Annotated in this window: 17 protein-coding genes; 9 read left to right on the forward strand and 8 right to left on the reverse strand. The window is 71.6% G+C overall.

From position 1 onward, the window contains the following. The first annotated feature begins 80 nt into the window (after positions 1-80). The 6 genes from ACIBW6_RS27065 (at position 81) to cseC (ending at position 6,064) form a co-directional block, all read left to right on the forward strand. Positions 81-752 (forward strand): phosphatase PAP2 family protein, encoded by a 672-nt coding sequence (locus ACIBW6_RS27065; RefSeq protein ID WP_399064001.1) that lies wholly within the window; start codon positions 81-83, stop codon positions 750-752. Between the two features lie 600 nt (positions 753-1,352). Beyond that, positions 1,353-2,264 (forward strand): A/G-specific adenine glycosylase, encoded by a 912-nt coding sequence (locus tag ACIBW6_RS27070; RefSeq protein WP_399064003.1) that lies wholly within the window; start codon positions 1,353-1,355, stop codon positions 2,262-2,264. 182 nt (positions 2,265-2,446) lie between these two features. After that, positions 2,447-2,998, forward strand: coding sequence for a SigE family RNA polymerase sigma factor (locus ACIBW6_RS27075; RefSeq protein WP_399064005.1), 552 nt, complete (start codon positions 2,447-2,449; stop codon positions 2,996-2,998). A gap of 29 nt (positions 2,999-3,027) precedes the next feature. Then, a complete protein-coding gene (locus ACIBW6_RS27080; protein ID WP_399064239.1) occupies positions 3,028-3,681 on the forward strand; it encodes a hypothetical protein in 654 nt (217 codons plus the stop codon). Between the two features lie 54 nt (positions 3,682-3,735). Then, positions 3,736-4,464, forward strand: a complete 729-nt coding sequence (gene cseB, locus ACIBW6_RS27085) for a two-component system response regulator CseB (RefSeq protein WP_399064240.1) — start codon at positions 3,736-3,738, stop codon at positions 4,462-4,464. A gap of 22 nt (positions 4,465-4,486) precedes the next feature. Next, positions 4,487-6,064, forward strand: coding sequence for a two-component system sensor histidine kinase CseC (cseC, locus tag ACIBW6_RS27090; RefSeq protein ID WP_399064007.1), 1,578 nt, complete (start codon positions 4,487-4,489; stop codon positions 6,062-6,064). 235 nt (positions 6,065-6,299) lie between these two features. On the opposite strand, the gene ACIBW6_RS27095 is transcribed toward cseC, so the two are convergent. Then, positions 6,300-7,907 (reverse strand): MDR family MFS transporter, encoded by a 1,608-nt coding sequence (locus tag ACIBW6_RS27095; RefSeq protein WP_399064009.1) that lies wholly within the window; start codon positions 7,905-7,907, stop codon positions 6,300-6,302. 149 nt (positions 7,908-8,056) lie between these two features. Here ACIBW6_RS27095 and ACIBW6_RS27100 point away from each other — a divergent pair, with 149 nt between their 5' ends. After that, a complete protein-coding gene (locus ACIBW6_RS27100; protein ID WP_399064011.1) occupies positions 8,057-8,638 on the forward strand; it encodes a TetR/AcrR family transcriptional regulator in 582 nt (193 codons plus the stop codon). A 30-nt stretch (positions 8,639-8,668) separates the two neighbouring features. Here the strand turns inward: ACIBW6_RS27100 and ACIBW6_RS27105 are convergent, their stop codons facing one another. Beyond that, positions 8,669-9,343, reverse strand: coding sequence for a M23 family metallopeptidase (locus tag ACIBW6_RS27105; protein WP_399064013.1), 675 nt, complete (start codon positions 9,341-9,343; stop codon positions 8,669-8,671). 483 nt (positions 9,344-9,826) lie between these two features. On the opposite strand from ACIBW6_RS27105, the gene ACIBW6_RS27110 reads away from it, so the two are divergent. Next, the gene (locus ACIBW6_RS27110; protein WP_399064014.1) at positions 9,827-12,841 is read left to right on the forward strand and encodes an NACHT domain-containing protein; all 3,015 of its coding nucleotides are present in this window, start codon (positions 9,827-9,829) and stop codon (positions 12,839-12,841) included. Between the two features lie 139 nt (positions 12,842-12,980). Here ACIBW6_RS27110 and ACIBW6_RS27115 read toward each other — a convergent pair whose 3' ends face one another. Continuing rightward, positions 12,981-15,512 (reverse strand): ATP-dependent Clp protease ATP-binding subunit, encoded by a 2,532-nt coding sequence (locus ACIBW6_RS27115; RefSeq protein ID WP_399064015.1) that lies wholly within the window; start codon positions 15,510-15,512, stop codon positions 12,981-12,983. Positions 15,513-15,953: 441 nt separating this feature from the next. Here ACIBW6_RS27115 and ACIBW6_RS27120 point away from each other — a divergent pair, with 441 nt between their 5' ends. Continuing rightward, on the forward strand, positions 15,954-16,583 hold the full coding sequence (locus ACIBW6_RS27120; RefSeq protein ID WP_399064017.1) for an SCO3374 family protein: 630 nt from the start codon (positions 15,954-15,956) through the stop codon (positions 16,581-16,583). Here the strand turns inward: ACIBW6_RS27120 and ACIBW6_RS27125 are convergent. The 5 genes from ACIBW6_RS27125 to ACIBW6_RS27145 all read right to left on the reverse strand — a co-directional run bounded on the left by ACIBW6_RS27125 (position 16,562) and on the right by ACIBW6_RS27145 (position 19,103). Next, positions 16,562-16,897, reverse strand: coding sequence for an Lsr2 family protein (locus ACIBW6_RS27125; protein WP_399064019.1), 336 nt, complete (start codon positions 16,895-16,897; stop codon positions 16,562-16,564). The two genes, ACIBW6_RS27120 and ACIBW6_RS27125, sit on opposite strands and share 22 nt — an antisense overlap. 248 nt (positions 16,898-17,145) lie before the next feature. Beyond that, a complete protein-coding gene (locus tag ACIBW6_RS27130; RefSeq protein ID WP_399064021.1) occupies positions 17,146-17,715 on the reverse strand; it encodes an amino-acid N-acetyltransferase in 570 nt (189 codons plus the stop codon). Between the two features lie 9 nt (positions 17,716-17,724). After that, positions 17,725-18,177 carry a BlaI/MecI/CopY family transcriptional regulator gene (locus ACIBW6_RS27135; RefSeq protein ID WP_399064242.1) on the reverse strand — a complete coding sequence of 151 codons (453 nt, stop codon included), beginning with the start codon at positions 18,175-18,177 and terminating at the stop codon, positions 17,725-17,727. Positions 18,178-18,303: 126 nt separating this feature from the next. Further along, positions 18,304-18,492, reverse strand: a complete 189-nt coding sequence (locus tag ACIBW6_RS27140; RefSeq protein ID WP_399064023.1) for a hypothetical protein — start codon at positions 18,490-18,492, stop codon at positions 18,304-18,306. Between the two features lie 14 nt (positions 18,493-18,506). Then, positions 18,507-19,103 (reverse strand): hypothetical protein, encoded by a 597-nt coding sequence (locus tag ACIBW6_RS27145; protein WP_399064025.1) that lies wholly within the window; start codon positions 19,101-19,103, stop codon positions 18,507-18,509. Between the last annotated feature and the right edge of the window lie 119 nt (positions 19,104-19,222).

The following is a 19,222-nucleotide window of genomic DNA, read 5'->3' on the forward strand; positions in this document are numbered from 1 at the left end:
GTTTTCCGGATCATCATCACGCGCGGGGCGTCAGGAGGCGGGGTGAGGGGCGGCCCGGGCATTGCGTACTGTCCGTCACCATGGGAACCATCGACTCCGATCTCTATCGCGGCATCACCGACTTCGCCCACGACACCCCCTCGTGGTTCCAGCACCTCATGGAGGTGTGGACGGAGCTGGGCCTGCTGACGTTCGCCGTGCTGTTCGTCGTGGCCTGGGCGCGGGCGCGGCGCGGTGATCCACGGTCGTTCGCGGTCGCGGTGCTCGCGCCGCTGGGGACCGCGGTGGCGTACGTGTGCAGCGAGTTGATCAAGTCGGGGATCGACGAGGAGCGGCCGTGCCGGGCCGTGGCGGGGGCGCTGCCCTCCCTGGTCTCCTGCCCCGTCTACGGGGACTGGTCCTTCCCCAGCAACCACGCCACCATCGCCGCCGCGGCGGCGGTCGGGCTGGCGCTGGCCTGGCCGAGGATCGGTCTGCTGACCGTCCCGATGGCGCTCCTCATGGCGTTCTCGCGGGTCTTCGTGGGCGTGCACTACCCGCACGACGTCGCGGCCGGACTGCTGCTCGGCACGCTCGTCGCCCTCCTCCTCATCCGCCTCGTCACCCGGCCGGGAGCGCGGGTGACGGAGGCGATGCGGGGCTCCGGAAACGGGCTCGCCCGCTGGTTCGCGGGCCCGGGGGCGCCGGCCCGGCCCGGGCCTGGGCCTGGTTATGCGAAGCGGTCGTCGCGGGTCGGTGCGCATCGGCGATGAGCGGAGCGGGTGCCACGGGGGGCTGCGCCTGAGCTAGGCCGGTGGGTTGGGTGGGGCCGGGCCGGTGTACCTCCTCGGCCGGTACGGTCTGACCCCCCGCTGTCCGCCCAGAGGCTCTGACCCGGTGCCTGGTCCCTGCGGTGTCCTGCGGGGGCACACCGCCCCGTCCCCACCCGCACGTCTCGCACGCGACCGCGCCCCGGTGGACCGTCCGGCCCGGGCGAGCACCGCCGTCGCCTCGGAGACCGCCCCCCCGCCTGGGGAAGCCGCCCCGCCTTGGGCAATCTGCCTCCCCCAGACTCCGTCCGGGGGGACCCCCAGGGCGGCAGGGTGGGCAAGGCGGCACCCCAGCGCCGGACGCGCTACCGAAACAGGGCCCGCAACAACCCCGCCCCGGGCACCCAGCCCGCCTTGGGCAATCTGCCTCCCCCAGACTCCGTCCGGGGGGACCCCCAGGGCGGCAGGGTGGGCAAGGCGGCACCCCAGCGCCGGACGCGCTACCGAAACAGGGCCCGCAACAACCCCGCACAAACAGACCCCGCACCTCCCGACGCGGGTCGCCCCCGGCCCCGCCCCAGGACATGGCAGGATCGGAGTGCCATGACTGCGCTCACGAAGACCCCCGAGAACGTCCCCGGCCGCTCCGATCTTCACGAACCCGTCATCGACTGGTTCGACACCCACGCCCGCGACCTGCCCTGGCGCCGCCCGGACGCGGGCCCCTGGTCCGTGATGGTCAGCGAGTTCATGCTCCAGCAGACACCGGTGAGCCGGGTGCTGCCCGTGTACGAGCAGTGGATCACCCGCTGGCCCCGCCCCGCCGACCTCGCGAAGGACGCCCCGGGCGAGGCCGTACGGGCCTGGGGCCGGCTCGGCTACCCGCGGCGCGCCCTGCGCCTGCACGGCGCCGCCGTCGCCATAACGGAACGGCACGGCGGCGACGTACCGACGGGCCACGCCCAGCTGCTGGCGCTGCCGGGCATCGGGGAGTACACCGCGGCCGCCGTCGCCTCGTTCGCGTACGGGCAGCGGCACGCCGTCCTCGACACGAACGTGCGGCGGGTCCTCGCCCGGGCCGTGGCCGGCGTGCAGTACCCGCCGAACGCCACCACCGCCGCCGAGCGCAAGCTCGCCCGCGCCCTGCTGCCCGAGCAGGACGCGGTCGCCGCCAAGTGGGCCGCCGCCTCCATGGAGTTGGGCGCGCTGGTGTGCACGGCCAAGAACGAGGAGTGCCACCGCTGCCCGATCGCCGCGATGTGCACCTGGCGGCTGGCCGGCAAGCCCGCGCACGACGGGCCCGCGCGGCGCGGACAGACGTACGCGGGGACGGACCGTCAGGTACGCGGCAAGCTGCTGGCCGTGCTGCGGGACGCCGTCGGCCCGGTCCCGCAGGCCGCGCTCGACGGCGTGTGGCACGAGCCGGTGCAGCGGGCCCGCGCCCTGGACGGGCTGGTCGACGACGGACTCGTGGAACCCCTCCCGGGCGGGCTGTACCGGCTGCCCATGGGCTGAGCAGGCCGTCTCCGGGCCGTCTTCCGGCGTTTCGGCGGTTCGTTACACAACCGACGGACAGCCGTGCGTTCGTCGCAGGCTGGAACGGACATCGCCGTGACAACACCTCCGTAACTTCTCCCTCATGACCGCACATGACCGGTGCGGGCCAACGGGGAACAGGTAGCGGGAGGCGGTTGATCATGGCGCACGGCGGAGAGGTGCTGGGGTTCGAGGAGTACGTCCGGACGCGGCAGGACGCCCTGCTGCGCAGTGCCCGGCGCCTGGTGCCGGACCCGGTCGACGCCCAGGACCTGCTGCAGACCGCGCTCGTGCGTACGTACGGCCGCTGGGAGGGCATAGCCGATAAGCGGCTGGCCGACGCGTACCTGCGCCGGGTCATGATCAACACGCGGACCGAGTGGTGGCGCGCCCGGAAGCTGGAAGAGGTCCCGACCGAGCAGCTCCCCGAGTCCTCGATGGACGACTCCACGGAGCAGCACGCCGACCGCGCGCTCCTGATGGACATCATGAAGGTGCTGGCACCGAAGCAGCGCAGCGTCGTGGTGCTGCGACACTGGGAGCAGATGTCCACAGAGGAGACGGCCGCCGCCCTCGGCATGTCGGCCGGAACCGTGAAGAGCACGCTGCACCGCGCCCTCGCCCGGCTCCGTGAGGAGCTGGAGAGCCGCGACCGCGAAGAGCGGATGTCCAGCGCGCTCGAACGTGAGGAGCGGGAGCGTTGCGCGGCCTAGGCACACGTGCCTCTCGGTTCCGTGGGGTCCTGAGGGTCCTGGGGGTTCTGCAGGCGGGGCGTTCGGCCATTGCCGGGATCGCCGCCGTCGGAGTTCTCCTCGGGGCCCTCGTGGCCTGTTCCGCCGGCGGGACCGGCGCCCGCGACGAGGGCCCGGCCCGGACGGACCCGGTGGGCGCGACGGAGCCGGCCGCCTCCGCGAGCGCCGCACCGCCCACGACCCCGACGACCCCCAAGCCGGTGAACGCGGTGCGCCTGGTGAAGGACGACCCCCGGGTCAGCACCGACATCAAGCGCGACCTCAAGCCCTGCGTGGCGAACGAGTACCCGGTCGACGTGAGCTACGGCAATCTCACCGGCGGTGCGTCGAGCGATGTCGTGATCAATGTGATGACCTGCGGTGACGCCGTCGGCATCGGGACCTATGTGTACCGGGACGAGGACGGCACCTACCGGAACGTCTTCCAGACCGAGGAACCCCCGGTCTACGGGGAGATAGACCGGGGTGATCTGGTGGTCACCAAACAGGTCTACGAGAAGGGCGACTCGGTCGCCTCTCCGTCGGGCGAGGAGGTCCTCACCTACCGCTGGAGCGGAACGCGCTTCGCCCAGGAGAGCCGCACGCACAACGATTACAGCCACGCCGTGGACGGGGAGTCCCCCGCCCCCACGGACGACGGCTGAGCACAGCCACAGGCACGCAGTTCGAGACGACCGGATGGAGACCGCATGGGCGCCATGGGCGAGCGCAAGGGGGAGCAGACCCACGTGCTGTTCGTCGAGGACGACGACGTCATCCGCGAGGCCACCCAGCTCGCTCTGGAGCGGGACGGCTTCGCCGTCACGGCCATGCCCGACGGGCTCGCGGGCCTTGAGGCGTTCCGCGCGGACCGGCCGGACATCGCGCTGCTCGACGTGATGGTGCCGGGGCTCGACGGGGTCTCCCTGTGCCGTCGCATCCGGGACGAGTCCACGGTTCCGGTGATCATGCTCTCCGCGCGCGCGGACTCCATCGACGTCGTGCTCGGCCTGGAGGCCGGGGCGGACGACTATGTGACCAAGCCGTTCGACGGGGCCGTGCTCGTCGCCCGCATCCGTGCCGTGCTGCGCCGCTTCGGCCACGCGGGCGGTCCCGCCGCGGGCTCCTCCCCGGCCGTGGAGGAGCCGGCCGGCGCCGAGGGCGGCGTCCTGCACTTCGGTGACCTGGAGATCGACACGGAGGGCATGGAGGTGCGCAAGGACGGCGCCACGGTGGCGTTGACGCCGACGGAGATGCGGCTGCTCCTGGAGTTCTCCTCGGCGCCCGGCACCGTCCTCTCCCGCGACAAGCTCCTGGAGCGGGTCTGGGACTACGGCTGGGGCGGGGACACCCGCGTCGTCGACGTCCACGTCCAGCGGCTGCGCACGAAGATCGGCCAGGACCGGATCGAGACGGTCCGCGGCTTCGGCTACAAACTGAAGGCCTGAGCGGGCCGATGGGGAAGCGGATATGAGGGGGACGAGAGACGAGGCGCGGGCGCCGCGCCCGCGCCGGGCACGCGATTCCGGCGAGGGCTCCGGCGGCCCCGGGGGTCCCGGTGGCCGCGGGGGTCCCGGTGGCCCCGGAGGTCCCGGTGGCCGCGGGGGTCCCGGTGGCCCCGGAGGTCCCGGTGTCCCCGGAGGTCCCGGTGGCCGCGGGGGCCCGGGCGCGGGTGGCGCCCGTTCCCGGGTCACGCTGCGCACCCTCCTGCCCCGGCGGCTGCGGCGCAGCCTGCACACCGGGGTGCGGTGGAAGATCAGCGTGGCGATCGCGCTGGTCGGCGCCCTCGTCGCGGTCGCCCTGAGCCTGGTGGTGCACAACGCCGCCCGGGTCTCGATGCTGGACAACGCCCGCGACGTCCAGGACGAGCGGATCCAGTTCGTGCAGCGGCAGTTCGAGGCCCGGGGCGGCAATCTGCCCGTCGGCTTCAAGGTGAACGACCCCGACCTGCCGCGCGAGCTGCGGGCCAAGGCGCTCTCCGGCCGCCGCGCCACCTACGTCTCCGAGCCGTCGAACGGCGTGCCCGACATCTGGGCCGCGGTCCCGCTGAGCAACGGCGACCTGCTCTCGGTGCACACCCGGTTCACCGACCGCAGCGCCACCGTCATGAACGACCTCGACCAGGCCCTCCTCATCGGTTCCATCTCGGTCGTCTTCGGCGGCAGCGCGCTCGGCGTCCTCATCGGCGGCCAGCTCTCCCGGCGGCTGCGCAAGGCGGCGGGTGCGGCCCGCGAGGTCGCCCGGGGCGGCACCGACGTCCGCGTACGGGAGGCCATCGGCGGTGTGGTGCGCGACGAGACCGACGATCTCGCCCGGGCCGTCGACGCGATGGCCGACGCGCTGCAGCAGCGGCTAGAGGCGGAGCGGCGGGTCACCGCGGACATCGCGCACGAGTTGCGTACGCCCGTCACCGGCCTGCTCACGGCGGCCGAGCTGCTGCCCGAGGGCCGGCCCAGCGAGCTGGTGAAGGACCGGGCGCAGGCCATGCGCACCCTCGTCGAGGACGTGCTCGAAGTGGCGCGGCTGGACAGCGCCGCCGAGCGGGCCGAGTTGCAGGACATCATGCTCGGCGAGTTCGTGGAGCGCCGGATCGCGGCCCGCGCCGCCGACGGCGTCTCCGTCCAGGTGATCCACGAGTCCGAGGTGACGACCGACCCGCGCCGCCTGGAGCGCATCCTGATCAACCTGCTGGCGAACGCCTCCAAGCACGCCCGGCCGCCCATAGAGGTGAGCGTCGAGGGCCGCGTCATCCGGGTGCGCGATCACGGGCCCGGGTTCCCGGAGGAGCTGCTGGAGGAGGGGCCGAGCCGGTTCCGCACCGGCGCCGCCGACCGTGCGGGCCACGGCCACGGCCTCGGCCTGACCATCGCGGCGGGCCAGGCCCAGGTGCTGGGCGCCCGCCTCACCTTCCGTAACGTGCGCCCGCCGGGAGCCGAACCCGACACCCCGGCCGAGGGTGCCGTGGCAGTGCTGTGGCTGCCGGAACACGCCCCGACCAACACCGGCAGCTTCCCGATGCTGCGCCTACCCGACACCACCGCCCAGTAGCCCACCCTCGCCCCAGCCCCGGCCCCGGCTCCGGCCTCTGCTCCGGCCCCGACCCCGGCCCGGCCCCTGCTCCGGCTCCGGCCCCCGCCCCAGCCCCTGCTCCAGCTCCGGGCTCGGCCCCAGCCCCCGCTCCGGCTCCGGCCCCAGCCCCGGCCCCCGCTCCAAGAGAAACCGGCCCCGGCGCCGAGGCGCCGGGGCCGGTCAACAGCCGAGTGCGGATGTGGGGGCGGTCCGCTCAGACGGACTCTGCCACCGTCCTGCCGCCCCGCGCGGCGTCCCCAGCCGCACCGCCCTCGGCCGGCTCGTCCGGGCCCGCCGCCTTGTCGGGACCGGCGCCCCGCAGCGCGACCTCCTTCACGAACCACGCCGCCACGAGCGCGCCGACCGCCACGATGGAGCCGAGCAGGAACGCGGAGTGCGTGCCGGAGGAGACGGCGAACTGGTAGGCCTCGCGGGCCTGGACCGGCAGCTTCGCCAGGCTGGCCGCGTCCAGCTGCGCCGAGTGCTCGGTGACCTTCCCGCCGAGGGCGCCGGCCCGCTGGGCCATGACGTCCTGCACCTTGTTGTTGAACAGGGCGCCCATGATGGCGACGCCGAAGGACGAACCCAGGGTGCGGAAGAGCGTGGTGGAGGAGGAGGCGACGCCCATGTCCTTCATCTCGACGCTGTTCTGCGCGACGAGCATGGTGATCTGCATCAGGCAGCCCATGCCGGCGCCGAGGACGGCCATGTAGAGACCGGAGGTGAGGCGCGAGGTGCCGGTGTCCATCTGCGCCAGCAGGAAGAGCCCCGCCACCATCAGGACGCTGCCGACGATCGGGAAGACCTTGTACTTGCCGGTGCTGGTGGTGACCCGGCCCGCGACCAGCGAGACGACCATCATCGACAGCAGCATCGGCAGGAGCAGCAGACCGGAGTTGGTCGCGGACGCGCCCTGTACGGCCTGCTGGTAGAGCGGCAGGAAGAGCACCGCGCCGAACATCACGAAGCCGGTGATGAAGCCGATCAGGGACATCAGCGTGAAGTTGCGGCTGCGGAAGATGTGCAGCGGCACGATCGGTTCGGCAGCCCTGGTCTGGGAGAAGACGAAGCCGACGAGCGCGGCGACACCGATGCCGGCCAGCTCCATGATCACGGCGGAGCTCCACGCGTACTCGGTACCGCCCCAGGTCGTGACCAGCACGATCGAGGTGATGCCGATGGTGAGCAGGGCCGCGCCGAGATAGTCGATCTTGCCCTTGCTGCGCTTCTTCGGCAGGTGGAGCACGGCGGTGATCATGACGAGGGCGACGGCGCCGATCGGCAGGTTGATGTAGAAGGCCCAGCGCCAGCCGAGGTGGTCGGTGATGGTGCCGCCGACCAGCGGTCCGCCGATCATGGCGAGCGCCATCACGCCGGCCATCATGCCCTGGTACTTGCCGCGCTCCCGGGGCGGGATCAGGTCGCCGATGATCGCCATGACGCCGACCATGAGGCCGCCGGCGCCGAGGCCCTGGACGGCCCGGAAGCCGATCAGCTGGCCCATGTCCTGGGCCATGCCGCTGAGCGCGGAGCCGATCAGGAAGATGACGATGGAGGTCAGGAAGGCGCCCTTCCTGCCGTACATGTCGCCGACCTTGCCCCAGATCGGGGTGGAGGCGGCGGTGGCGAGCGTGTAGGCGGTGACCACCCAGGAGAGGTGGTCGAGTCCGCCGAGCTCACCGACGATCGTCGGCATCGCGGTGCCGACGATCATGTTGTCGAGCATGGCCAGGAGCATGGCGATCATCAGCGCCATCAGCACGACGCGTACGCTGCGTGGTTGTTTCGCCTGCTCTTTGTCGTGTATCGCCGCTGTCGCCATGTTCCCCAGCTCCCCCAGGTACGGATGGATCGCCGGGTACTTACTTGACGCCCGGCTAGTTACCTACGATGGTGAAGGTAGAGCGGAAACTAGCCGGGCGTCAAGTAAGTTTCTCCCAAGGGACTTCCGAGGAGCACGAGAGGCACGCGATGGTCACGGGCAGCAGCAAGCCGCAGCAGCGGCGCGGGAACACGCGCCAGCGCATTCAGGACGTGGCCCTCGAACTCATCGCCGAGCAGGGATACGAGAAGACCTCCCTCAGAGAGATCTCCGAGCGCCTGGGCGTCACCAAGGCCGCGCTCTACTACCACTTCAAGACCAAGGAAGACATCGTCGTCAGCCTCTTCGACGACCTGATGACCCCGATCGACGAGCTGATCGTCTGGGCCGGGCAGCAGCCGCCCACCCTGGAGACGAAGCGCGAGATCCTCACCCGGTACGGGGTCGCGCTGACCAATGCGGCGCCACTGTTCCGCTTCATGCAGGAGAACCAGGCGACGATGCGCGAGCTGCGGATCGGCGAGGACTTCAAGGACCGGATGAAGGAACTCCTCGACCACCTGCTGCCCGAGCACGTCACCCTGACCAACCGGGTGCGCTGCTTCAGCGCGCTGTTCTCCATGCACGCCGGAATGTTCGTGCTCCGGGACGTCGAAGGCGACCTCGAGGAGAAGCGCGAAGCCATCCTCGAGGTCGCCACGGACCTGGTCACCCAGGCCCACCGGAGCTGAGCCCCGGCGGAGCACCGCCGCAGGTGCGGATCAGACGTGCACGCCCTTGGAGTGCAGGAAGGACACGGGGTTCACCGCGGAGCCGTAGTTCGGCGTCGTGCGGATCTCGAAGTGCAGGTGCGGGCCGCTGGAGTTGCCGGTGTTGCCGGACTTGGCGATGTGCTGGCCCGTGGTCACGCTCTGGCCGACGTGGACGTCGACGCGGGACAGGTGCGCGTACTGCGAGTACGTGCCGTTGCCGTGCTTGATGACGACGGCGTTGCCGTAGGCGGGGCCGTCGCCGGCGCCGTTGCCGCCGGTCTTGACGACGGTGCCGCCGTGCGCGGCCATCACGTCCGTGCCGAGCGGCACGGCGAAGTCCTGGCCGGAGTGCTTGCCGGAGGCCCACATGCCGCCGCCCTGGGCGTAGCCGGCGGAGAGCTTGTAGCTCTTGACCGGGTCGATCCAGGAGGCGGCCTTCTTCTCGGCGGCCTCCTTGGCCTTCGCGGCGGCTTCCTTGGCGGAGGCGGCGGCCTTGGCCTGGGCGGTGGCCTGCGCCTCGACGGAGGAGGCGGAGACGCCCGGCAGCGCGCCCTGGGCGGAGTCGGCGGCGAACGCGGCCCCGGCGCCCAGCGCGGCGGTCATTCCGAGACCGGCGGCCACGACGGCGGCACGCTTGCGGAAGATCGACGTGGTGGGGCGGTGGGACATGGTGCGCTTCGACATGCGGGAGACCTCTTCGAGCTTCGGGGACATTCGGGTCCGGTGCGCCCGCCGGGAACCTGAGCGGATTCCGCCGGGCGGGAAGGGACCCGGCTCACGTCCTCGTGTCGCCGGGTCGGCCATCCCTTGGTAACCCCCACCCCCACCTCGGCTCAAAAGCCTCATCTACTACGAAACCTCGTACCGTCCCGGGGTGACGGCGGTCTCTTGACACCCCTCGCGAACCCCACCCGAAGTGCCGGATTTATCCGCCGATCCATGGTTTAGGCCCACTTGGCACACCCGATCCCCAGCCCTCCGGGCCGCACATGCCTCTTTGTTCCTAAAACGGACAAATCACTGCCGCCCATCGACCACGTAACAACCGCCCCACGAGACCAACGTCCCACTATTTCGGTTAGTACGGGACAAATCACCTGTGCGGCTTGTCACCGGCGGGCAAGATCCAACCTCCGCCGAATGTGATCGGGGCTACGCTCCCGGACCATGGATCCCGCTGTCCTCGGCACCCGGCTCGCCTCCGGCCTGATCGCCCCCGCGCTCAGGAAACTGCTCGTCCAGGAAGGCCCCGGGGCGGGCCTCACCGACCGCCCCGTCCGCATCTCCGGACTCGTCTCCTTCCAGGGCGAGAAGCGCACGCTGACCGAGCGGGACGTCGAGCGCCTGGCCGACAAGCTCGTCGCCGCCGCGCTCGACGGCCCCGGCGAGCCCCCGTTCCCGTACGACGAGCGCGAAGCGGTGGTGCTCGCGCTCGCCGGGACCCTGCGCTCCCTGGGCGAGCTGGGCATGGACGACGTCCAGGCGGTCCGGCTCGGCCACCGTGAGCTGGCCCGCGCCCTGCGCACCGCGGCCCCCGCCCCCGGCCTGTCCACCGACGCCGCCTACTTCCTGGACTCCCTCACCGAGTGGGCGTGCCTGCACATCCTGCACTTCTTCACCCAGCGGTCGACCTTCGTCGCCCGCACCCTGGTGGAGCAGAGCAGGGGGCAGGCCGAGACCATCGCCAAGCTGGACGCGCTGCTCGCGCGGGTCCCGGGCGGCGCCACGGACCGCGCGTTCGAACAGCGCTACCGGCGTTATCTGGCCCTGCGCCACAACCGCCTGACGATCTTCGGCCTCGACGCGCCCGACACCGCCGACACCTGGCCCCTCGACCTGGCCTACCTCGACCTCGAAGCGACCGCCACCGAGGACGGCCCGCCCGGCCCCGGCGCCCCCGAACCCGCCGCGGTCACCGTGCGCGTGCCCGCCGCCGACACGCTCGCGGACCACGACCGCGTCCTGCTGCGCGGCGGCGCCGGCTCCGGGAAGACCACCCTCATCCAGTGGCTGGCCACCACCACCGAGGACCGCGTCCCCTATGTCCTGCCGCTGCGCACGCTCATCCGCGCGCCCCGCCTTCCGGCCCCCGCCGACTTCCTGGCCGGTACGGACTGCCCGCACACCCCGCCCGACGGGTGGGCCGAGCGCGTGCTGAGCGACGGCCGCGCCCTTGTCATGGTCGACGGCCTCGACGAGGTGCCCGCCGCCGACCGCACCCGCGTACGCGACTGGCTGCTCGCCCTCGTGCGCGGCTACCCCGGCAACCGCTGGCTGCTCACCGCCCGCCCCACCGCCGTCCGCCCCGAGTGGCTGGCCGGCGACGGCTTCACCGAACTCGCCCTGGCCCCCATGGACGGCCCCCGCGTCACCGCCTTCGTCCGGCGCTGGCACACCGCGGCCGGCGCCCCCGAGCACGAGGAACCCCTCCTCGACGCCCTGCGCACCAAACCCGACCTCGCCCGGCTCGCCGCCAACCCCCTGCTGTGCGGCCTGATCTGCGCCCTGCACCGGGCCCGGCGCGGCTACCTCCCGCCCCGCCGCAAGGCCCTGTACGACGCCGCCCTCCAGATGATCCTCACCGAACGGGACCGGCAGCGCGGCATGAGCGGCCTCGACGGCATCGCCCTGGAGACCGAGGACCAGATCGAACTCCTCCAGCGCCTCGCCTACGCCCTCGTCCTGGCCGGCCGCAGCGAGATGGACGAGGAGACGGCCCTCTCCCTCCTCGAACGCGCGATGTCCTCCGTCCCCGCGGCCGCCGCCCAGGGCGACGCACCCGCGATCCTGCGCCATCTCCTGCTCCGCAGCGGCGTCCTGCGCAGCCCGGCCCCGGGCGTCCTCGACTTCGCCCACCGCACCTTCCTCGACCACCTCGCCGCCCGGTACGCCGTGGAGGAGGGCCACTTCGACGTCCTGCTCGGCCGCGCCGAGGACACCCAGTGGGAGGACGTCCTGCGCATGGCCGTCGCGCACGCCCGCACCCGCGAGCGCGGGCGCCTGCTGCGCGGCCTGCTCACCGCGGACAGCCCGCGCATGACCCTGCTGGCCCTGGCCTGCCTCCAGGACGCGACCTCGGTCGACCAGGAGGTCGCGGAGGAGGTGCGACGGCGGGCGGCGACCCTGATCCCGCCGGCCTCGAAGGCGGAAGCGGAGCGCCTGGCCCAGGCCGGCCGGCTCGTCCTGGAACTCCTGCCCGGGCCCGGGGGCCTCACGGACGACGCGGCGCTCGCGGTGACCGTGACCGCGTCCCTGCTCGGCGAGGAGGGCTCACTGCCGGTGTTGAAGAAGTACCGGGAGCACCCGTCGTTCGAGGTCCGGCGCCAGTTGGTCGGCACCTGGCACCGGTTCCCCGCGCAGCGGTACGCCGACGAGGTGCTGGCCCATGTGGACCGCGACCGGCTCGATCTGACCGTGCGCGAGCGCGGCCAGTGGGAGGCGGCCCGGTCCATGACGGGGTGGCGGCGGCTCGACCTCACGGGCCCGTACACGTGGCAGGAGATCCTCGCGGTCGCGGACCGGGAGCGGCTGGAGGCCCTCGCGCTGGCCGACAACCCTGCGGTGGAGGACCTGGCGCCGCTCGCGGAGCTGCCCGCTCTGCGGTCGCTGTCGCTGACCCGCTGCCCGCACCTCACCGACGTCACGCCGCTCGCCGGGCTTTCCCTGGACTACCTCGGCGTCACCGACATGCCCGGCGTCCGGGGTCTCGACCGGCTGAAGCGGCTCTCCTCGCTGACGGTCGGCCACCCGCTGTCCGGCGTGGCGCTCACCGACGAGCTGCCGTTCTCGGACCGGCTGCGGGCCCTGTATCTGACCCGGGGCGCGACGGCCACCACCGGCCTGCGGGCGCTGCCCGTCCTGTCCGGGCTCACCTACCTCAGCCTGAGCGCCACCCTGGACCGCCTGACCGCCGACGACTGGGAGGAGCTGGCCGGTCACGCGTGGCTGACCGGTCTCTTCCTGGCCGGGGACATCCTGCCCCCGGTGCCGCTGCCGGAGCTGCCCCGCATCACCCGGCTCGGCCTGCACCTGCCCGGTGGCCCCGGCCAGTTCGCCCGGCACGCCCCGCTCTTCCCCGCGGTCCGCGCCGTCGAGGTCTTCCCGGGCCGCCGGGGCGACCAGGACCCGGCCCCGTACGCCCGGCTCTTCCCGGCGGCCGAGGTCACGGTCGCCGCCCGCTGACCCCGGCGGGCTCGTCCGCACTCCGCGCGGTGGCCGGTGACACGAAGAAGCGGTGGCCGGTGGCACGACGCAAGGGTGGGCCCGGACCGTCCAGAAGGAACGGTCCGGGCCCACCCTTTTCAGGCTCGCCCCGGAGGGGTTACGCGTCCTTGCTCAGGTTCGGCCCCGCGGAGCCACCCGCGGCCGCGTCCTCGATCGGCGGGACGTCGGGCAGCGCCGACTTCTCCTCGCCGCGGAAGGTGAAGGTCTTGCTGTCGCCCTCGCCCTCCGTGTCGACGACCACGATGTGGCCCGGACGCAGCTCGCCGAAGAGGATCTTCTCCGAGAGGGTGTCCTCGACCTCGCGCTGGATCGTGCGACGCAGCGGACGCGCGCCCAGCACCGGGTCGTACCCCTTCTTGGAGAGGAGCTCCTTCGCGGACTGCGAGAGCTCCAGGCCCATGTCGCGGTCCTTGAGACGCTCGTCCACCTTGCCGACCATCAGGTCGACGATCTTCAGGATGTCGTCCTGCGAGAGCTGCGGGAAGACGACGACGTCGTCGACACGGTTGAGGAACTCGGGCCGGAAGTGCTGCTTGAGCTCGTCCGAGACCTTGTTCTTCATCCGCTCGTAGTTGGACTTCGTGTCACCCGTGGCCGCGAAACCGAGGTTGAACCCCTTGGAGATGTCCCGCGTACCGAGGTTGGTCGTCATGATGATGACCGTGTTCTTGAAGTCCACGACGCGGCCCTGGGAGTCGGTCAGGCGACCGTCCTCCAGGATCTGCAGCAGCGAGTTGAAGATGTCCGGGTGGGCCTTCTCCACCTCGTCGAAGAGGACGACGGAGAACGGCTTGCGGCGCACCTTCTCGGTCAGCTGGCCGCCCTCTTCGTAGCCCACGTAGCCGGGGGGCGAACCGAAGAGACGCGAGACCGTGTGCTTCTCGCTGAACTCCGACATGTCGAGGGAGATCAGCGCGTCCTCGTCGCCGAAGAGGAACTCGGCGAGCGCCTTGGACAGCTCCGTCTTACCGACACCGGACGGACCGGCGAAGATGAACGAACCACCCGGACGCTTCGGGTCCTTCAGACCGGCCCGCGTACGGCGGATCGCCTTCGAGAGCGCCTTGACGGCGTCCTTCTGGCCGATGACGCGCTTGTGGAGCTCGTCCTCCATGCGCAGCAGACGCGAGGACTCCTCCTCGGTCAGCTTGAAGACCGGGATACCGGTGGCGGTCGCGAGGACCTCGGCGATCAGCTCGCCGTCGACCTCGGCGACGACGTCCATGTCGCCGGCCTTCCACTCCTTCTCGCGCTTGGCCTTCGCCGCAAGCAGCTGCTTCTCCTTGTCGCGGAGAGAGGCCGCCTTCTCGAAGTCCTGGGAGTCGATGGCCGACTCCTTGTCGCGACGGACGCCCGCGATCTTCTCGTCGAACTCGCGGAGGTCCGGCGGCGCGGTCATCCGGCGGATGCGCATCCGGGAACCGGCCTCGTCGATCAGGTCGATCGCCTTGTCCGGCAGGAAGCGGTCCGAGATGTACCGGTCGGCCAGGGTGGCGGCCTGGACGAGGGCCTCGTCCGTGATGGAGACCCGGTGGTGGGCCTCGTAGCGGTCGCGCAGACCCTTGAGGATCTCGATGGTGTGCGGCAGCGACGGCTCCGCGACCTGGATCGGCTGGAAGCGGCGCTCCAGCGCGGCGTCCTTCTCCAGGTGCTTGCGGTACTCGTCGAGCGTGGTGGCACCGATGGTCTGGAGCTCACCGCGGGCCAGCATCGGCTTCAGGATCGAAGCGGCGTCGATGGCGCCCTCGGCGGCACCCGCACCCACGAGCGTGTGCAGCTCGTCGATGAACAGGATGATGTCGCCGCGGGTGCGGATCTCCTTGAGCACCTTCTTCAGGCGCTCCTCGAAGTCACCGCGGTAGCGGGAGCCGGCGACCAGGGCGCCGAGGTCGAGGGTGTAGAGGTGCTTGTCCTTGAGGGTCTCGGGCACCTCGCCCTTGACGATGGCCTGGGCGAGCCCCTCGACGACGGCGGTCTTGCCGACGCCGGGCTCACCGATCAGGACCGGGTTGTTCTTGGTCCGGCGCGACAGGACCTGCATGACGCGCTCGATCTCCTTCTCGCGCCCGATGACCGGGTCGAGCTTGGACTCACGAGCGGCCTGCGTCAGGTTGCGGCCGAACTGGTCGAGCACCAGGGACGTGGAGGGCGTGCCCTCGGCAGGACCGCCGGCGGTGGCGGTCTCCTTGCCCTGGTAACCGGAGAGCAGCTGGATGACCTGCTGCCGCACCCGGTTGAGATCGGCGCCCAGCTTGACGAGGACCTGGGCGGCGACGCCCTCGCCCTCGCGGATCAGGCCGAGCAGGATGTGCTCCGTGCCGATGTAGTTGTGGCCCAGCTGAAGGGCCTCGCGGAGCGACAGCTCCAGGACCTTCTTGGCACGGGGGGTGAAGGGAATGTGGCCGGACGGGGCCTGCTGGCCCTGGCCGATGATCTCCTCCACCTGCTGGCGGACCGCCTCGAGCGAAATCCCGAGGCTCTCCAGGGCCTTAGCGGCGACACCCTCGCCCTCGTGGATCAAGCCCAGGAGGATGTGCTCGGTGCCGATGTAGTTGTGGTTGAGCATCCGGGCTTCTTCCTGAGCCAGGACGACAACCCGCCGCGCGCGGTCGGTGAACCTCTCGAACATCGTTAATCGCTCCTCAGAGCGGTCAGGCAGTAAGGGGTCGGTCCCCTCCCTGTCCTTCCGCAGCTTAGTCCCGCAAGCGGGGACCGCTCATTCCAACTGCCGACACCCGGACCCCGACTCGGAGGTTCTCCTGCCCCCGAACGCCGACAACTGCTCCAACCCGATGGTGCGAGACGATGTTCCCGCAGGCCAGGCAGATACCCCCGCCATCACTACGCCGATGGCGAACGCGAGATGCCCGGCGCACGCGTGTCGCCCCTCCCACTAGGGATGTCTTACCCGCACTCACCGACAGTCCATGCGGCGCGCGCCGGTTCCCTCCGCTACGGGCGAACACCATTGCGCCGCCGCGTGCCTCCGCGCGCCGTTTCGGCCGGAACTCAGCGCGTCCGTCCGGGCACAGCACGTAACCCCGCGGCGCTTTTCGGGGTTGCTCCTGGCATGGTCGCCTCTTCGTCCGTCCCCGGCTCCGCCGTCCCGACGCCCCGGCGCCCGCTCGAAGCGGCCGCCTGCGGCTCCGCTCTCGTCCGGCAGTGGTACGAGACCGAGCTGGGCTGGGCCGTGGAGCCCGGCCCCCGGGGTGCGCGGCTGCGCACGGGCGAGCGGTTCGACGTGCTGGAGCTGCCCGCCGACGCGGGCTTCGCGATGCTGCACCGGTGCGATCCCCGCTCGCCGGTGGCCGTGCGGGGCGAGACGATGCAGCTGCTGGTCGCGGCGGGCGGCGCCGACGAGCTGCCCGGTCTGCTCGACTGGCTGGAGTGGGGCGCGCTGCCGCTGGACCTCGTCGCCATCGGGGCGGACGGGTTCATCGACGCGCCCACGCCACCGGGGTGGACCGGTCCGCGGGAGGCCGCGACCTGGGTGCGGCCCCCCGAGCCCGGGCACGAGCTGGAGCCGGTGCTGCCGGCCCTGACCAGCCTGACGGCCGTCGCGACCTGGTCGGCCGTGGGGGGCGGTGGGGGCGCCCCCGATCTCGTACGACTCGTGGACACGGCCGCGACGCACTGCCACCGGGCCCGGCTGCGCCGCGCGTCGGCGGCGCCGAGGCGTCAGCCGTTGGCCTTCTCGTAGGCCTCGCGGATCGCCTGGGGGACACGGCCGCGGTCGTTGACCTCGTGGCCGTTCTCCTTGGCCCAGGCGCGGATCTGCGCGGTGTCCTGGTTGCCGCCGGACGCGGCGCGCGCCTTGCCCCGGCCGCTCGCGGCACGGCCGCCGGTGCGCCGGCCGCCCTTCACGTACGCGTCGAGCAGACCGCGCAGCTTGTCCGCATTGGCGGTGGTGAGGTCGATCTCGTACGTCTTGCCGTCGAGCGCGAACGTCACGGTCTCGTCCGCCTCGCCGCCGTCGAGGTCATCGACAAGAAGGACCTGAACCTTCTGTGCCACCGGGATTTCCTTTCATCGATAACTGAAGGCCGGCCTCCCGCGACCGCGGCCGCTGTTTCGCCGTCCCCTTGTTATATGCAGTACTGCAGTACGTCGGAAAGCAAACCGCTTTTGCCGGAAAAACACAAACCCCTGGCTGAGATCGGTAGAGATCTCGGAGTTGTACGCTGCCCGGCCGGGCCGAAAACATGCGCGTTTCGGACATAGGGAACCGCTGACCGACCGTTGCCGGAATACCGGCCCGGCGATCACAGATGCAGAAGCATCCGGCTGTTGCCCAAGGTGTTCGGTTTCACTCGTTCGAGACCGAGGAACTCCGCGACGCCCTCGTCATAGGAACGGAGCAGCTCGCTGTAGACATCGGTGTCGACCGTATCGACGGGCGTCTCGCCGATCTCCACGAAGCCGTGCTTGACGAAGAACTCGACTTCGAAGGTGAGGCAGAAAACCCGGCGAACACCGAGCCAGCGGGCGGTCCCGAGCAGCTTGTCCAGCAGCTGGTGGCCCACGCCTGCGCCCTTGACCTGTGGGTTCACCGCGAGTGTGCGGACCTCCGCCAGGTCCTCCCACATGACGTGCAGGGCGCCGCAGCCGACGACCTCGGCGTTGTCGTCCCGTTCCGCGACCCAGAACTCCTGGATGTCCTCGTAAAGCGTCACGGTCGCTTTGTCGAGCAGGATCCCCTGGCGGCTGTACGCGTCGAGCAGTCGGCGAACCGCGGGCACATCGGCGGTCCTGGCCCTGCGGACGGTGACGGCGGTGACCGCTTTAGCGGGTGAATCGGAGCGCGGGAAGACTTCAGGGGGCTCTGCTGGCATGTGCGGACGCTATCGCCCGGGCTCGTCGCCGGCTTCCCCGGGGCCCGAGGGCACTTCGGTGGGTACTTCGGGCGCCACTTCGGGCGGGGCTTCGGCGGGCACTTCGGGCTGAACGATGCGCATGGCATCCCGGAGGGCTTCGCGCTGCTGGGACGACATCATGCCGAAGAAGGCGACGAGCGCGGCCGCGGGGTTGTCGCTGCGGGCCCACGCCTCGTTCATCAGTGCGGCCGAGTAGGCGGCGCGGGTGGAGACGGCCTCATATCGATAGGCCCGGCCTTCCGCCTCGCGGCGCACCCAGCCCTTCTGATGAAGGTTGTCCAATACGGTCATGACCGTCGTGTACGCGATCGACCGCTCCTGCTGGAGATCCTCCAGGACTTCCCTCACCGTCACCGGGCGGTTCCACTTCCACACCCGTGTCATCACTGCGTCTTCGAGTTCTCCCAAGGGCCGCGGCACGAACAGCACAATAGTGGGAGAAGACGGTAATTCAACGACGGACGTGGCGAACGGCCGGAACCAATGACAAAAGGGGCGCCCTGTGAGCGCCCCTCCGTACGGTCCCGGCCGCCGGCCGCGGTGCGGTCAGGCGCCGGCCTCGCGCTGCACGGCACCGCTCTGGCGGGCGGCCTCGGCGCGCGCGAGGGCGGCGTCGACGGCCGCGTCCTCCTTGGCCTTCTTGTCGCCACCCTGCGACTTCACGATCGTCACGATCAGACCGATGAAGAACGCGGCCATCACGACGGGGGGCACGAGCGCGGAGACGTAGTCCATGCCTCCCAGAGTAGCTAGCCCACGGCCCACTGCTGCGGCGGGGCAGGGGGCTGCGCGGGTCGCCGCTTGGGCGGGAAGACCTCGGCCGGGGTGGGCACCGGCTTGGGCGGGGTGGCGGGAGCCGGGCGCGCGGGCGGGCGGCCGGCCGCCGCGAGGCCGCCGGGCAGCGCGAGCAGATGGGAGCGGGAGGCCGGGACGCGCGGCCGGTGGCGGGTCTCGAGGCGGGCCCGCACGTCCTGCTCGGCCAGGACCCGGCAGCGGCCGAGCAGGGCCGCCGCGCGGGGGTTGGCGCGCAGGGCGCGCAGTCCCGCGAGGTCGTCGGCGCCGGGCGTGTACCCGGCGGCCAGCGCGTCCTCCAGCAGGCTCAGATAGCCGGTGACGGAGCCGGGCAGCGCGGCCCGGTACCGGTCGAGGTCGGCGAGGAGGAAGGCCCGCATGCGGGCGCCCTCCCGCGCGGCGTCGTCGACCGATTCCGCGAGTCGCAGACAGTCCCGGACTTCCGTGTCCGAGGCGGGGCCGGGATGGAGGGCGAGGGCGAGGGCGCGTCGGAGCACACGCAGCTCCTCTGCACCGAACGCCAGGCCGCCGCGGTTTCCGTAGGGCGTGGGCATGGAGCGACGGTACGGCCTATTACGGACAAATCGTCTTAACCGGCAAATTTCCGGCGTGCCTCGTCCTCGGGAACGCGCGTCCCGCGCCCGCCACGCCAGTCACTCACGCGAGACGTGCC

This window comes from Streptomyces sp. NPDC049813 (assembly GCF_044465085.1).
In the GTDB taxonomy this organism is placed as follows: domain Bacteria; phylum Actinomycetota; class Actinomycetes; order Streptomycetales; family Streptomycetaceae; genus Streptomyces.